The following is a 14622-nucleotide window of genomic DNA, read 5'->3' as shown; positions in this document are numbered from 1 at the left end:
GCGGCCAAATCGTAGAGGCGCCATCTGCTGCCTGCAGGGTGGTAGCTCTGCCACTGTGCTCTGTCTGTAGTACAGGCCCAAACCCCCTGGCCCGATCAGGGCTGGCCCACGCCGCCTCTTCACGGCCGTTATGGGCAGATTTATCTCCCATTGATACTCGATAGCCCCGCTCTGCACCCCTCAGGCCGCATCTCAACGCCCGTTCTGGGCACACTTATCCTCCCTTCTGTATAGACTCTCCTCGCTCCTTCTATCTACATGGTGGTAGCTCTGCCACTGTCATACGGTTAATGCCCAAAGTATGGGTAAAATAGTTCGGTCTAGTTATTGTTAATGCTTGTTTCAGGAGAACCGAATGAATCAGCCCATTAGCCCCGAGCTTGAACCAGGCTTGTCGCTGCGCAAAATCACGCACATCTGCTATGGCTTGTTTTCTTTGGCTATGATCAGCGCAGGTATCTTTGGTGCTGCTGCTGTGGCGGCTGTGATTCTGGCCTACGTCAAACGTGGCGATGCATCGGGCACAATTTATGCCAGCCATCTGGACTGGGTCATCAAGACGTTCTGGTGGGGTTTGCTCTGGGTAGTTCTGAGTGCTCTGTTGACGACTATCTTTATTGGTTGGGTAACCGCTCTGGTAGCCTTGGTCTGGATTATTCACCGTCTGATCAAGGGCTGGTTGGCCTTGGCCGGTGGTCAGGCTTTGGGTCACGACTACTAAGTAGCGTCAGGATCAGGACTGCTCTGGTAGAGGCAGGAGAGAAGTATTTAAAAAGGTGCTCTGATGAGCACCTTTTTTTATGTTTTGTTGTTTGTGTTGTTTGCTGAGGTGATTCTGCTTTGTTGGGTGGCGTGACTTTGTGTGGATGTGCCGGAAGCTTCCTGGCTATACCTCTTCTTGCTCTGGATGACCCCCCGCATTGCTGGGAATCTCTGTCCATGAAGCCTTCAGGGGGCTAGCAAGTGGATCTGCTCAATGTGCATATGGTGCAGGCACTCGCGCAGCAGTAGCAGGTAAATACCCAGATTTTGATTATTGACCAGCTTATGGATATTTTCCAAAGAGCCAGCGTTGATCATCTTCAGGCTGATGGCTCCTTGGCTGGCTGCAGCGTAAAGGGTGAACAGATCGTCAATCATGTCCCGATTCAGAATGTGCTGCTCGCTGCCTTGGGCTTCATTGAGCCACGCACTCAGTTCTTCCGCAAATTCCCCAGAGGCAAACACCATGAACTGACGCAGGTCCAGGCTGGCTGGCATGATAGCGTCTTCCACAACTTCGATAGCATGTTCCAGTTGGGCGGCACGCGAACTGGAATCGGCAAAACAGCTAGCCAGTAGCTGTACGCCGCTTAGTTCCGGGAAGTGCTCGGTATGCACCGGGACGCCTTTATGAGCCAGGTTGATTTCAGCGTGATCGGCACTGAAGTCCAGGATGGCCACTTGCGCTTGAGGATGGGCGGCTTGCAGATTTTGTAGCAGTACCGGAGTACTGGCTGGCGGTGGTGGTCTGGAGCTCTCTGACATAACTATCCTTAAGGTATTTCAATCTACCTGCTCTGGTTCTCCTGCCCGCTTGAATAGAGCCAAAGCAAGATGCCTTTGTTCGTCATGATCCACGATAGGGGCCGGGTAATCGTGTCCCAGCCTGAATTCCAAGGGGAGTTGCTTGGCTTGCCAGGGTGCGTGCACCGCTTGTTTATCCAGGGATGCCAGTTCTGGCACATAACGCCGTATAAATTGCCCGTCCGGATCAAATTTACGTGATTGGGTGATGGGGTTGAAAATGCGAAAGTAAGGTTGCGCATCACACCCGGTAGAAGCAGCCCATTGCCAGCCTCCCACATTGGAAGCCATATCGTAATCAAGCAGCTTTTTAGCAAAATATTGCTCACCCCAACGCCAGTCTATCAGCAAGTCTTTCACCAGAAAGGAGGCGCTGATCATACGAAGTCGGTTATGCATATAGCCAGACTGGTTTAACTGACGCATCGCGGCATCCACAATGGGGTAGCCCGTCTGCCCATCTTTCCAGGCTTCAAACCAGTCTGTGCGGTTGGGGAAGGGGAGGTCCTTGTAGGCGGGCCTGAAGCTCTCTTTGGCGGTTTCCGGGTGATGCCATAAGAACTGTTGGTAGAACTCACGCCAAATCAGTTCACTGAGCCAGGTAGCGGCACCTTCGGAGTCGCTGGGCCAGGCCAGGGAAACTGCCTGACGGATAGAGAGCGTTCCAAACCGTAGATGTGGCGCCAGGTAAGAGACGCCTCGCTTGGCTGGAAAATCCCGGCGTTCTTGGTACGCATGAATTCTGGGTTCAAATTGCTCCAGCAAGGTTTGCGCCCCTTTCCAGCCTGCCGGATTCAATAGCTGCTCGCGGGACTCGTTCTGGAAACCCAAGTCAGCCAGATCGGGCAGGTTTTGAGCAGGAAGCGCAGCCCACTGTCCTTGTATGCAGTCATAGGCCTGAACATCTTCAGAACGGATGCGGCCCAGCCAGTTGCGCTTATAGGGCGTAAAGACGGTATAGGGCTGCTGCTGTTGCGTCAGGATTTCATCGCGAGCAAAGATGACTTGATCTTTAAACAGCTTCAGATTGACGCCTTGGGCCGCCAGTGCCTGGCCAAGCGTTTTGTCACGAGTCAGGGCAGCGGGCTCATAGTCCTCATTTGCATAGATGGTTTTTGCATTCAGGCTGGCGGCCAGTTCGGGGATTTTCTGAATGGGGTCGCCGTAAACTGTGATCAGCTCGCTGCCGTGCTGGCGTAGTTGTTCCTGTATTTGTAGCAGGCTGTCGTGGATAAAAGCCAGTCGTACATCCTCTGCAGGCAGGGATTGCAGGATAGTGCTGTCAAAGACAAATACACAGGCCACGGGCAGGCCACTTTTTAAGGCATGGTGCAAGGCCGCATGGTCGTGCAGGCGCAGATCACGGCGTAGCCAGCACAGTACGTGTGGTGTTGTCTGGGGGGGAGTAATAGATTGAATCGGCATGAAGACGAAAAAGCAGGGGGCTTGATGCCGCCGTATAAAAAAGGGCCGCGGCTGAAAGCTCAGCGACGCGGCCCGATATTGCCAGAGGTGCCTGGGCACCCCGTGCTTATTTCAGGTGAGCGCTGACCAGCTTGGTCAGTTCAAACATGGAGACCTGATCCTTGCCGAACAAAGGGCGCAGCTTGGCGTCGGCATTGATGTTGCGACGGTTCTTGGGATCTTGCAGATCGTGTTTCTTGATGTATTCCCAGATTTTCTTCGTAACTTCAGTACGCGGCAGCGCGCCAGAGCCAATCACCGCAGCCAGTGTTGGGCTAGGAGTGAGTGGTTTCATGAAGGCTGCATTGGGTTTGCGGGTAGCAGGCTTTTTTTCAGTGCTGGCCATGAACGGAACTCCTGAGAAACGAGTTGAAGGGGCGGGTTATGCGCTAGGGCACGACTTGTCTGTCAGCATACCGTGATACTCCCTATACGTCCAAGCCCTTTGTGAGTCGGAGCTTTGCCGGTCTGTAAGCAATTTTTCCAGTGTTTACAGGCTGCTGCAACGCACTATGGATTTGGGCTCGGGATTCCTGTGCCAATCATGCGCAGCACAGGTAGCTGTAGCATAATAATGGATTCGGCCTGCTGGAAGGCAATTGTGGCGCCTGTTGCTTTACTGATGGTGAAAAGCGCGGGTCCTTTGTTTGATATTGAGTAAAGATATGAGCCCTACTGTGGATACCCTGGTCATCCGTCGTCCTGACGATTGGCATTTGCACCTGCGCGATGGCGCCGTGTTGGAATCGGTCTTGGGCCATACCGCGGCACAATTTGACCGGGCCATCGTCATGCCTAATCTGACCCCGCCGGTAACCTCCACGGCACAGGCGCTGGCTTACCGCGAGCGTATCTTGAGCGCCTTGGCCAAAACCGAGTATGTCGGCAAGTTTGAGCCTTTGATGACTTTGTACCTGACTGACAATACGCCACCCGAGGAAATTGTTCGCGCCAAGGAAAGCGGGGTGGTGCATGGGGTGAAGCTGTATCCTGCCGGTGCCACGACCAACTCCGACGCCGGTGTGACGGATCTGCTGAAAAACTGTTCCAAGGCTCTGGCCCAGATGCAGGAATCGGGTATGCCTTTGTTGATGCACGGTGAGGTCACTGACCCAAGCATCGACTTGTTCGACCGTGAAGCCGTATTTATCGAGCGCGTGATGATTCCTATGCGCAAGGCTTTCCCGGAGCTGAAGGTGGTGTTTGAACATTTGACCACGGCTGAGGGTGCAGCTTATGTCAGCCAGGCTGACGGCCCGGTTGCCGCGACCATCACCGCTCATCACTTGCTCTATAACCGTAATGCCTTGTTCCAAGGCGGCCTGCAACCACATTGGTACTGTTTGCCCGTGTTGAAGCGCGAGAAACACCGCCAGGCATTGCTTGCGGCTGCTACTAGCGACAGCAATCGTTTCTTCCTGGGTACGGACAGTGCACCGCACTCGCGTAGCCGCAAAGAGCAAAGCTGTGGCTGTGCGGGCTGTTATACCGCACTACACGCGATGGAGCTGTATGCCAGTGCTTTTGACAAGGCAGGGCGTCTGGATAAGCTGGAGGCATTTGCCAGCCTGAATGGTCCCGCCTTTTACGGTCTGCCCGTCAATGAAGGCACAATGACGCTGCAACGCGCCGAGTTCATGATTCCCGAATCCGTGGAAATGGCGGGCGAGCCTTTGATCCCGCTCGCAGCCGGTCAGGCCCTGGACTGGAGTGTGGTGGGCTAAGTTATAGAGAAGCTGCCCGGCTCAAATGGTATTAGTCCTATTTGAGCGGGCAGGTCTTTATAGCGGATGTCCTCACGTGATAAGTCCGTGGAAACTGTTTTTCTTGATATTGAATGGTCCGCCTTGGCGGTCCGAATGGTGGCTACTGGATTGGTTGTGGTGCTGGTGTCCTGGTCTGTCGGGGCATTCGGTCCCTTGATCGGTGGCGCCTTGGCCGGTTTGCCCATGGTCTTGGGCCCCGGTTTTTATTTTCTGGCCCAACAATTTCCGGCCGATTATGTGCAGCAGGCGGCAACTTATGCCGTGTATTCGCTTAGCGCGACTCAACTGTTTTTGCTGCTCATTATTCTATGTGCTCCTACCTTATCGCCCTGGCGTACCTTGTTGTGTGCGGTGGCAGGCTGGGCGGTCGCTGCTTTTTTGCTGTCCTTCATGCCGATACAGCCTTGGCTAGGCCTGGTCTTGTTTATTGCCGTTACCGCTTTCAGCTTGCGCGTGTCGCGTCACCTGGCAGGGATGAAGGGAACCAGCAAGGCTAAAGCGGGGTGGGGGCTGCTGATATTCAGAGGGACACTGGCTGGTCTCTTGGTGGCTGTGGTGACAACCAGCAGTTCACGCTTGGGGTCTAGCTTGTCGGGGCTGATTATGGCCTTCCCTATTGGCTATACCGTGGTGGCCGTGACGATTCATCAAACGCTGGGCGCTGCCAGCCTGGTTGCGACCTTGCGTTCGGCCTTGTGGGGGACGGGGAGTCTGGCCGGTTTTTGTACCATGCTGGCCTTGACCTTTACCCACTTTCATTGGCTGACAGCCTTGTTGCTGGCTGCCGCCGTGTCGATTGCGATTACCTTGCTATTGGTGTTTCGCCCCTGGGCTCGGCGGGGCTAAACACTTATTCGGCGTCGAACAATTCCTGACCCTGAGTGTTACGTGGTGGCGTTAGCCCCAAGTGACGCCAGGTGTTCAGGGTGGCAATGCGGCCTCTGGGGGTGCGTTGCAAAAAGCCGTGCTGGATCAGATAGGGTTCGATGACATCTTCAATAGTGTCGCGCTCTTCACCAATGGCAGCGGCCAAGCTGTCTACCCCAACCGGGCCACCGTCAAATTTATGGATGATGGCTTCCAGCAGTTTTCTATCCATTAAATCCAGGCCCTGCGGGTCCACTTCCAGCATGGACAGGGCGGCTTGTGCGCAGTCGGTATGGATGACGCCGCCAGTTTTGACCTCGGCGTAATCGCGCACCCGGCGCAAGAGTCGGTTGGCAATACGGGGTGTGCCGCGAGAGCGGCGGGCGATCTCGTAAGTGCCTTCGTCTGTCGTACTGACGTTAAGCAGGCGGGCGCTGCGCGCCACGATATGCGTCAAATCCTTGACGTCATAGAACTCCAGACGGGAGACAATGCCAAAACGGTCCCGCAAGGGGTTGGTCAGCATGCCTGCTCGGGTTGTCGCGCCGACCAGGGTAAAGGGCTGCAAATCCAGTTTGACGCTGCGGGCGGCCGGGCCTTCACCAATCAAAATATCAATCTGGAAGTCTTCCAGGGCCGGGTACAGAATTTCTTCGACAACGGGGGAGAGACGGTGGATTTCGTCAATAAACAGGACGTCGTTGGGTTCCAGATTCGTCAGCAGAGCAGCCAGATCGCCAGGGCGCTCCAGCACGGGGCCGGAGGTTTGACGTAGATTCACGCCCATTTCATGGGCAATGATGTGAGCCAGAGTGGTTTTACCCAGACCGGGCGGGCCAAACAGCAAAACGTGATCCAAGGCCTCCTGACGTTGTCGAGCAGCAGCGATGAAAATTTCTAGCTGTTCACGCGCACGAGCTTGCCCGACATAGTCCTCCAGCATCTTGGGCCGTAAGGCGCGCTCGATGGACTCTTCGTTGGGCGACAAGGGTTTGGGCGTAATGATGCGCTGTTCAGAAGGCAGGCTGGAGAGCGAATCGGAGTGTATGGCCATGATGACTACGCTGATTGAATATACAGTATGGTACACCAAGCGCTAGCCGCCTGAGTATTGAGGCTCGTGGCAGCGTGCACAGAGTGCTTATGCAAATCGTCGGTCTTCTACAGGGAGGATCGTTTTGTGCCGATGGGTCTAGGCTGCTTCGCTTGGCATCCCGCATAATGTGGGTTGGAATTTTCAAACGAGATTTTAGCCATGTCCCTGGAGTTACCTGATTTTGCTGATGTTGTGGCTGCCGCAGAACGCTTGGCGCCTGTGGCACACCGCACCCCGGTCCTGACTTCCACTACATTGAACGAGCGCCTGAATGGCGAAGTCTACTTCAAATGCGAGAACTTTCAGCGTATTGGTGCTTTCAAGTTCCGAGGTGGTTTCAATGCACTGGCGCGTTTGACGGATGAACAGAAAAAAGCCGGTGTCGTGGCATTTTCTTCGGGTAATCATGCTCAGGCCGTGGCCTTATCAGCCAAGCTCTTGGGTATACCGGCCACCATCATCATGAATTCGGATGCGCCGGTTCTGAAGCTTGCTGCGACGCGCGGTTACGGGGCCAAAGTGATTGAGTACGATCGCCTGACCCAAGACCGTGCCCAGATTGCCCAGGACTTGGTGGAGCGCGAGGGTCTGACTTTGATCCCGCCTTTTGCGCATCCTGATGTGATTTCTGGGCAGGGCACAGCGGCATTGGAACTGTTCCAGGAGGTGCCCGATTTGCAGCAATTCTATGTTCCCTTAGGTGGGGGCGGTTTGCTGTCGGGCTGCTTGCTGGCCGCCAAGGCCATAGCACCGGTTTGTGAGGTTTTTGGGGTAGAGCCGCAGGCGGGCGATGATGCGCAGCAGTCTTTGCGTAGTGGGGAGATCGTCAAAATTGCGCCACCCGCATCGATTGCAGATGGGGCTTTGACGCAAGCGCTGGCTCCCATGACATTTGAGCTGATCCGCAGCATGGTCACGGACATTTTGACCGTACCCGATGCTGAGCTGGTTCAGGCCATGCGTTTCTTTGCGGAGCGTATGAAGATGGTGGTGGAGCCTACAGGTTGTTTGGGTGCCGCCGCGGTAATGCGTCAGGGTGATTTGCAAGGCTGTAAAGTTGGCGTGCTGATCAGTGGCGGGAATGTGGATGTATCTGCCTTGGGGCGTCTGCTCGCTTGATGAATTGAGTGGTTTGCAGATGCAGGCAGTAAGCCGATAGGCCAGCCAATCATCGCATCAATAAAAGCTCAGTCGCCACGCTGTCTTATGAATAGATAAAAAGCCGGGCCATTCATTATGAATGGCCCGGCTTTTTATACATTGCAGCTTCGTATCAAGCGCGTGACAGAGACTTCAATGCCTGCTTGATCCCTTCCGATACATCAATATCATCCGGCAAGGCTTTGACAGCAATAGTGGCTTCCTTGTTGGAGTAGCCCAAGGCTTCCAAAGCGTGCAGTACATCATCACGGCTATTGGGAACGGCGCTGACTGTGCCACCACTGCCCAGGTCTGCACCCAGTTTGCCACGCAGTTCCAGCAGAAGACGCTCGGCGGTTTTCTTGCCTATGCCAGGAATCTTCACCAGACGGGAGGTCTCCTGGCGCGTAATAGCATCGGCCAGTTCTTCAGCGCTCATACCCGACAGCAAGGACAGGGCAGTGCGAGCACCAATACCCGTCACTTTGATCAGCGCCTTGAAGGTGCTGCGCTCGTTCAGGCTGGAAAAGCCAAACAGTACGTGGGCATCTTCACGAATGGCCAGGTGAGTGAACAGATTGACCTGTGCACCCAGTTCTGGCATTTGGTAGAGCGTGCTCATGGGAACATCGATTTCGTAACCGACACCACCTACATCCACACAGATGGTGGGTGGTTGTTTTTCGATCAAGGTACCCCGGATGCGACCTATCATGACATTCCTTCTGGAGAGTTAACCCAAGATCCGGCCAGCGCGAATGCGACGGCGCGGGCCTGTTGTTATGGCTCCGCTTTTTTGCAGGCCACCCACCACACTGGAGTGATGGGCATGGCTGATGGCGCAGGCCAGTGCATCGGCCGAGTCCGGTGCGGGCAGGCCATTTAATTGCAGCAGTCGCTGTACCATCAGTTGGATTTGTTCTTTGGCAGCATGACCGCTGCCGGTGACGGTTTTCTTGATCTGCAAAGCTGTGTATTCATGTACATCCAGCCCACCTACGGCCAGCGCGCACAAGGCGGCGCCCCGTGCTTGCCCTAGTAAAAGGGTAGAGGCAGGGTTGCTGTTCACAAAGACTTTTTCGATGGCAGAGGTATCGGGCTTGCTTTGCTCAATCACTTCAGTGATGTGAGTCAGAATCAGCTTTAACCGCTCTGCCAGAGGCAGATCAGGCGGGACCACGATGGTCCCGCTGGCCACATAGCGCAAGCTGGGCCCCTGGGCGTCGATCACTCCGAAACCAGTGCGACGCAAGCCAGGGTCTATGCCCAGGATTCGCATATTAGTGACGGAAGTGGCGTGTGCCGGTCAGGACCATGGCAATTCCACGCTCGTTGGCGGCGGCAATGACTTCGTCATCACGCACGCTGCCGCCGGGTTGAATCACGCAGGTGGCGCCCGCCTCGGCAACCACATCCAGACCATCGCGGAAGGGGAAGAATGCGTCGGACGCGACTGCCGAACCTTGCAGGATCAGACCAGCGTTTTCAGCTTTGATGGACGCGATGCGGGCAGAGTCCACACGGCTCATCTGGCCAGCGCCTACGCCCAGTGTCATGCCTTGACCGCAGAACACGATAGCGTTGGATTTCACGTACTTGGCCACGTTCCAGGCAAACAGCATGTCTTGCATTTGCTGGGCAGTAGGTTGGACTTGCGTCACGACCTTGAAGCCTTCGGTGTTATCGCGGAACGTGTCGGGCGTTTGCACCAACCAGCCGCCACCGACACGCTTGACGTCAAAAGCGTTGTGAGCCTGACCGGGCTGGATGCTCAGCACGCGCACGTTCTTTTTCGCAGCAAACACGTCCAGAGCGCCTTGAGTGTAGGAAGGTGCCAGCAGCACTTCCACAAACTGGCTGCTGATCGCCTGGGCAGCAGCTTCGTCCACTTCGCGGTTGAAGGCAATAATGCCGCCAAAGGCTGAAGTTGGATCGGTTTGGAATGCTTTGCGATAGGACTCTTCGGCGGTTTCGCCCAAGGCTACACCGCAAGGGTTGGCGTGCTTGACGATGACGCAAGCGCCCGCGTCAAAGCTGCGTACACATTCCCAGGCGGCATCGGCGTCAGCAATATTGTTGTAGGACAGTTCCTTGCCCTGCAGTTGCTTGTAGCGACCCAGCAAACCTTCGCCAATGGTGCCGTCTGTGTAGAAGGCCGCGCTTTGGTGCGGGTTCTCGCCGTAGCGCAGAGTCTGTTCCTGTTTGAGCTGAATGGTCAGCACATTGGGCCAGGTGTTCACTTCGGGGGCGCTGTCCTGGGCAGGCTCGGCTTGAGCCAGGCTAGTCAGGTAAGCCGCAATGGCACCGTCGTAAGCGGCAGTGTGGGCGTAGACTTTGGCAGCCAGTTCCAGACGCAGGCCGTAAGAAGGGTGACCAGCAGGGCCATCCAAATCAGCCAGTACACGCTCGTAATCGACAGGGTCAATGACGACACAGGCGCCACCTTCAGGCGTGCCATGGTTTTTAGCAGCAGCACGCAACATGGCGGGGCCACCAATATCAATGTTCTCTACCGCATCGGCAAAGGTGCAACCAGGCTTGGCAATGGTTTCACGGAAGGGGTAGAGGTTGACGACCAGCAGATCGATACGGTCAATACTGTGTTCTTCCAGTGTCTTCAGGTGTTCGGCGCTGTCGCGACGGGCCAGCAGGCCACCGTGAATTTTGGGATGCAGTGTTTTGACACGGCCATCCAGAATTTCTGGCGAACCGGTGTGCTGGGCCACTTCGGTGACGCTCAGGCCAGCCTGGGCCAGCAGCTTGGCAGTACCGCCCGTGGATAGAAGCCGCACTCCGCGTTGGGCGAGTGCTTGGGCAAATTCGACAATACCGGTTTTGTCGGAGACAGAGAGAAGAGCTGTCTGGATTTTCATGGAAGGTGAGACGTGAGAGTTAGGAATCAGGGTTGCAGATTGTGGGCGCTGAGCTTCTTGCGCAAAGTGCTGCGCGTGATGCCCAGCATTTCTGCGGCCTTGGATTGGTTGCCCGCGGATTTCTCCAGGGCAACTTGCAGGACAGGCCGTTCCACGCAGGAGATGACCATCGACAACAGATCGCGTGGCTCGGATTCGCCCAGATCGGCGAAATAGCGTTCGAGGCGTTCACGTACGGACTGTTCTAGTGGGTTGGTCGTTGACATTTTTTTCTGAAGGTATACGTAGTACTTAAATACAAAAGAGCCACACAGCGATCTTTTATTGCAGGTAAGGCTGGTCCAGTTCGCATTCTTGAAACCAGTGAGTAATGGCTTCTAATTGATCTGCACAGTTTTCGATACGATTAATCTGATCCAGCCAGTGTCGGGAGTCCGGCATATCCGACAGATACCAGCCAATATGTTTGCGGGCAGTACGTACTCCAGTGTGCTGCCCGTAGAAAGCGTAATGGTCTTGCAGGTGTTCGATCATGCAATCGCGCAACTCGCCAAAGGTGGGGGCTGCCCGATGTACGCCATGTTCGAGATAATGCAGGATTTCCCGGAAAATCCAGGGACGTCCTTGCGCGGCTCGACCGATCATGACGGCATCCGCTCCGGTGTACTCTAGTACGAATTTTGCCTTTTCGGGACTATCGATATCCCCATTGGCGATGACCGGAATAGAGAGACTGTTTTTGACTTCGCGTATGGTGTCGTATTCGGCGTGGCCCTGGTAGAAGTCGCAGCGGGTGCGACCATGCAAGGTCAGGGCGGCGATGCCGATATCCTCGGCCAAGCGGGCAATACGAACAGCATTGCGCGATTGCGCATCCCAGCCGGTACGGGTCTTGAGTGTAACCGGAACCTGGTAGGGAGTACATGCCTTGACAACGTGCTCAAGGATTTCAACGATGCGTGGTTCGTCGCGCAACAGGGCGGAACCCGAGGCCACATTACAGACTTTCTTGGCCGGGCAACCCATATTGATATCGATGATACGGGCACCTTTGCTGATATTGAACACAGCCGCTTCGGCCATCATTTCAGGGTCGGAACCGGCAATCTGTACGGCGACCGGATCGGCTTCGCCTTCGTGGTTCAGGCGTCTGGCGGTTTTAACGCTATCCCATAAACGCTTGTTGCTGGCGGCCATCTCCGAGACGGCATAACCGGCACCCAGCGTTTTGCACAGACGACGATAAGGTCTGTCTGTGACTCCAGCCATGGGAGCAATGAAAATAGGGTTGGGAAGGGTCCAGGGGCCGATACGCATGGGGGAGATTTTAACCCTGCGACACGGGTTCGTGGGCAAGGACTTACAAGTGAAAGGGGGTAGGCCCCGGATCGGGGCCTGTGCAATGCCAGTGCTTAGGCGCGCATGCCTTGCAGCAGTTGCCGGGCAAAAGGTTGTCGGGCGAAAGGCAGTGTATCCATCGCCAAGAGTCCCAGACCGCAGGCATGCTGGATCAAGGGGTTCTTGGTAGCAAACAGGCGCGGCAAGGTGTCGGTGATGGCGGCAGTCAACCAGCGATCGGGGCGACGCAGACGGGCATAGCGTGCCAAAAACGGATCGGGGTTTTGACTGCAATCCGCTTGCCAGGCTGCCAGGCACTGTGACAATTGCGCGACATCACGCAAGCCCAGATTCAAGCCCTGACCGGCAACGGGGTGCAAGGTCTGGGCGGCATTACCGACGGCCAACAGGCGCTCGGACAAGCGGCTGGGGCCAGCATGAAAGGCCAGGGGGAAAATGTGGCGCTTGGATACCAGTTCCAGATGCCCCAGTCGTTCGCCAAAGGCTTGCCGCATTTCAGCCTGGAACTCCTCAACGGGAAGCTCAGCAAGGGACTGACTGCGTTCGGGGCTGTTGCACCAGACAATAGCGTACAGATCCGGGGCGTCCGGGTGAGGCAGGGCGGCGAAGGGGCCGTGTTCTGTAAAGCGCTCGTAAGCCCAGCCGGTTTGGGGTTGACTGGCGCGTACCGTGGTCAGCAAGGCGTGCTGCCCGTAATCGCGTCGTACCCCGGTGGGGCGTACGCCATCGCATTGCACCGCAATCAAGGCGCTGGCTTGACCTGCATCGTGATCAATCAGAATCTGTTTGGGGGCGGAATGTGTCCGAGCTTCCTGGGCGGACAGCAAGGTGACGCCGCTGTCTCGAAGCCGGGCGTGCAGGGCCCAGAGCAAATCATCGTAATGAACGACCGCGCCCAGATCGGGCACACCCAGCTCATCTGCCTGAATCAGGCAACGGCCCAGACGTCCTTTTTGGGAGACATGCACGGTGCGCATCAAGGCGGCGCGCTCGGGCCAGGCCTTGAGTTGATTCAGAATCAAGCGGCGGCTACCGTGGTTCAGGGCCAGGGTACGTGGATCGCCTTGGCTATGTTCTGTGCTGGCCAGATTGAAGTTTTTCCCCAGGACGGCGATGCGTGATGGGCTTGGGTGCTGGGCAGCCAGCATCAGCGCCAAAGATGCGCCTACGGGACCGGCGCCACAAATGGCGATGTCGTAGTCGGTGGCATTCATGGGGGACCTCATGACGGCAAGGAAGTAATTCGGGTATTGTACGGGAAGGTGGCTGCCAAATTGGCCTTAAGCAAATGGTAGCTGTGCGCAATGCGTGGGGCCTTGTCATCTTGACAGGCTCTGGCACAAGCCCGGATTGGATGCCCTGCATGTCTCACCAGACTTTGTCTCTTGAACAGACCAAACCTTTTCGCCATAAAGTCACCGCCGCGTGGCTGTCTCTATTATTAGGCGCGGTGGGCGCACACCACCGCTATTTGGGTAGGCGCTTCTGGTATGGTCCGCTGGTTTTTACGGGGCTGGCCGTCCTGGGAAGCATCGTTTTTCAACACGGTCTGGACTCCCTGTTTCCCAATTTGCTGATCCTGCCGGTTAGCGCCGGTATTGTGGAGGCCGTGATTCTGGCCCTGCGCAGCCCGCAAAATTTTGATGCCATCTACAACCCGCAAAGCGATCAGCATAATCAGCATGGCTGGCCCAGTGTTCTGACAGCAGTGGTGTCTACAGTTGCCTTTGCCAATATCAGCCTGTTCTGGCTGGTGCACATCATCATGGCCTTTTATCGCTATATGGGCTGGCTGGATCTGTCTGTGTATTAAACACATCAAGTGCCTTGTAAAGTAAAGGTTTTTCACAGGACTTCCCTTGTAGAGGGGCCTGGCTCACGTTACAATACGGGTTCTTTCGTTTTATAGGAGCTGTGTGGTGAATCCCGACCCCGGCGACAGTGCTAGTCGAACCATTTTCGACTTAACCTTGTCCAGGCGCGTTCAGGCCCGCTGATTCCTTCACAGCTTGCCGCGTCCTGGAAGTTTCAGGGCGTGGTGTCTCAGGCAGCTACTCTGCTGCCTTAAATTCCCCGCCATTTCATTCTCTAAGAAAGCCTTTGGCTTTCCGAATCCTGATGTGTTGCAACTTTAATGTGCAATAGGGGGAATGTATGCGTATTTTCGATCTCTTTTTGCGCCGTGCCGGCATCCAGGCTTCTGCCCTGCGTGCCCGTGCACCCTTGTCCGTCTCCCGTTTGACGGTTGTGTGTCCTCGTGGCGATCTGGCCCAGATCCGGCGCCGTATCTACTCGGACCTGAATACCGCGGGTATCCGCGTGGCCAATGTACAGGTAGACCACTCCGATACACACGACACGGCCTGCGTTACCTTGACCTGCCCGCCTGAACTGCGAGCAGAGCTGATGCAACGAGCACGGCTGATTCGGGATTATCCCGGTGTGCTGAATGTGAAGTGGGCAGGACGGGAGCGTATTGCTATAAACTAAA

At 55.8% G+C, this 14622-nt stretch carries 16 protein-coding genes; 6 read left to right on the top strand and 10 right to left on the bottom strand.

The genetic code is table 11. The features are described from left to right. Window positions 1–355: 355 nt before the first annotated feature. A complete protein-coding gene (locus tag OSH09_RS17770) occupies window positions 356–721 on the top strand; it encodes a DUF4870 family protein (protein ID WP_153230868.1) in 366 nt (121 codons plus the stop codon). A 227-nt stretch (window positions 722–948) separates the two neighbouring features. Here the strand turns inward: OSH09_RS17770 and OSH09_RS17765 are convergent, their stop codons facing one another. The 3 genes from OSH09_RS17765 to OSH09_RS17755 all read right to left on the bottom strand — a co-directional run bounded on the left by OSH09_RS17765 (window position 949) and on the right by OSH09_RS17755 (window position 3376). Beyond that, complete coding sequence (locus OSH09_RS17765; RefSeq protein WP_266121749.1) at window positions 949–1527, bottom strand: hypothetical protein; 579 nt, start codon at window positions 1525–1527, stop codon at window positions 949–951. Between the two features lie 18 nt (window positions 1528–1545). Beyond that, entirely contained in the window at window positions 1546–2991 is a 1446-nt protein-coding gene (locus OSH09_RS17760) for a cryptochrome/photolyase family protein (protein WP_266121748.1), read from the bottom strand. A gap of 106 nt (window positions 2992–3097) precedes the next feature. Then, window positions 3098–3376 carry an SWIB/MDM2 domain-containing protein gene (locus OSH09_RS17755; RefSeq protein WP_009459783.1) on the bottom strand — a complete coding sequence of 93 codons (279 nt, stop codon included), beginning with the start codon at window positions 3374–3376 and terminating at the stop codon, window positions 3098–3100. A gap of 319 nt (window positions 3377–3695) precedes the next feature. Here OSH09_RS17755 and pyrC point away from each other — a divergent pair, with 319 nt between their 5' ends. Continuing rightward, window positions 3696–4754, top strand: a complete 1059-nt coding sequence (pyrC, locus tag OSH09_RS17750; RefSeq protein WP_266121747.1) for a dihydroorotase — start codon at window positions 3696–3698, stop codon at window positions 4752–4754. 66 nt (window positions 4755–4820) lie between these two features. Continuing rightward, window positions 4821–5642: a hypothetical protein gene (locus tag OSH09_RS17745; protein WP_266121746.1), complete on the top strand. Its 822-nt coding sequence runs from the start codon at window positions 4821–4823 to the stop codon at window positions 5640–5642. Between the two features lie 4 nt (window positions 5643–5646). Here the strand turns inward: OSH09_RS17745 and ruvB are convergent, their stop codons facing one another. After that, a complete protein-coding gene (gene ruvB, locus OSH09_RS17740; protein ID WP_207875613.1) occupies window positions 5647–6717 on the bottom strand; it encodes a Holliday junction branch migration DNA helicase RuvB in 1071 nt (356 codons plus the stop codon). Between the two features lie 201 nt (window positions 6718–6918). Between ruvB and OSH09_RS17735 the strand changes: the two genes are divergently transcribed. Then, entirely contained in the window at window positions 6919–7878 is a 960-nt protein-coding gene (locus OSH09_RS17735) for a threo-3-hydroxy-L-aspartate ammonia-lyase (RefSeq protein ID WP_266121745.1), read from the top strand. Between the two features lie 154 nt (window positions 7879–8032). Here the strand turns inward: OSH09_RS17735 and ruvA are convergent, their stop codons facing one another. The 6 genes from ruvA to OSH09_RS17705 all read right to left on the bottom strand — a co-directional run bounded on the left by ruvA (window position 8033) and on the right by OSH09_RS17705 (window position 13345). Next, on the bottom strand, window positions 8033–8614 hold the full coding sequence (gene ruvA / locus OSH09_RS17730; RefSeq protein WP_207875611.1) for a Holliday junction branch migration protein RuvA: 582 nt from the start codon (window positions 8612–8614) through the stop codon (window positions 8033–8035). An 18-nt stretch (window positions 8615–8632) separates the two neighbouring features. Beyond that, complete coding sequence (gene ruvC, locus OSH09_RS17725; protein WP_003803085.1) at window positions 8633–9178, bottom strand: crossover junction endodeoxyribonuclease RuvC; 546 nt, start codon at window positions 9176–9178, stop codon at window positions 8633–8635. Window position 9179: 1 nt separating this feature from the next. Continuing rightward, the gene (gene purH, locus OSH09_RS17720) at window positions 9180–10772 is read right to left on the bottom strand and encodes a bifunctional phosphoribosylaminoimidazolecarboxamide formyltransferase/IMP cyclohydrolase (RefSeq protein WP_266121744.1); all 1593 of its coding nucleotides are present in this window, start codon (window positions 10770–10772) and stop codon (window positions 9180–9182) included. A 26-nt stretch (window positions 10773–10798) separates the two neighbouring features. Next, window positions 10799–11038, bottom strand: coding sequence for a helix-turn-helix domain-containing protein (locus OSH09_RS17715; RefSeq protein WP_003803089.1), 240 nt, complete (start codon window positions 11036–11038; stop codon window positions 10799–10801). A gap of 55 nt (window positions 11039–11093) precedes the next feature. Beyond that, window positions 11094–12089: a tRNA dihydrouridine synthase DusB gene (gene dusB / locus OSH09_RS17710; protein ID WP_207875609.1), complete on the bottom strand. Its 996-nt coding sequence runs from the start codon at window positions 12087–12089 to the stop codon at window positions 11094–11096. 95 nt (window positions 12090–12184) lie between these two features. Next, a complete protein-coding gene (locus OSH09_RS17705) occupies window positions 12185–13345 on the bottom strand; it encodes an FAD-dependent monooxygenase (RefSeq protein WP_266121743.1) in 1161 nt (386 codons plus the stop codon). A gap of 149 nt (window positions 13346–13494) precedes the next feature. On the opposite strand from OSH09_RS17705, the gene OSH09_RS17700 reads away from it, so the two are divergent. Together OSH09_RS17700 and OSH09_RS17695 are read left to right on the top strand one after the other, a co-directional pair. After that, window positions 13495–13944 carry a TM2 domain-containing protein gene (locus OSH09_RS17700; protein WP_222669500.1) on the top strand — a complete coding sequence of 150 codons (450 nt, stop codon included), beginning with the start codon at window positions 13495–13497 and terminating at the stop codon, window positions 13942–13944. Between the two features lie 341 nt (window positions 13945–14285). Continuing rightward, window positions 14286–14621 (top strand): hypothetical protein, encoded by a 336-nt coding sequence (locus tag OSH09_RS17695; RefSeq protein ID WP_003803097.1) that lies wholly within the window; start codon window positions 14286–14288, stop codon window positions 14619–14621. The last annotated feature ends 1 nt before the right edge of the window (window position 14622 follow it).

Origin of the sequence: Alcaligenes parafaecalis, from assembly GCF_026344135.1 — a bacterium.
GTDB classification, from domain to species: Bacteria; Pseudomonadota; Gammaproteobacteria; order Burkholderiales; family Burkholderiaceae_B; genus Alcaligenes; species Alcaligenes parafaecalis.
Note: the sequence above shows the minus strand (reverse complement) of the source record. Positions and strands in the feature narration are given on the sequence as shown.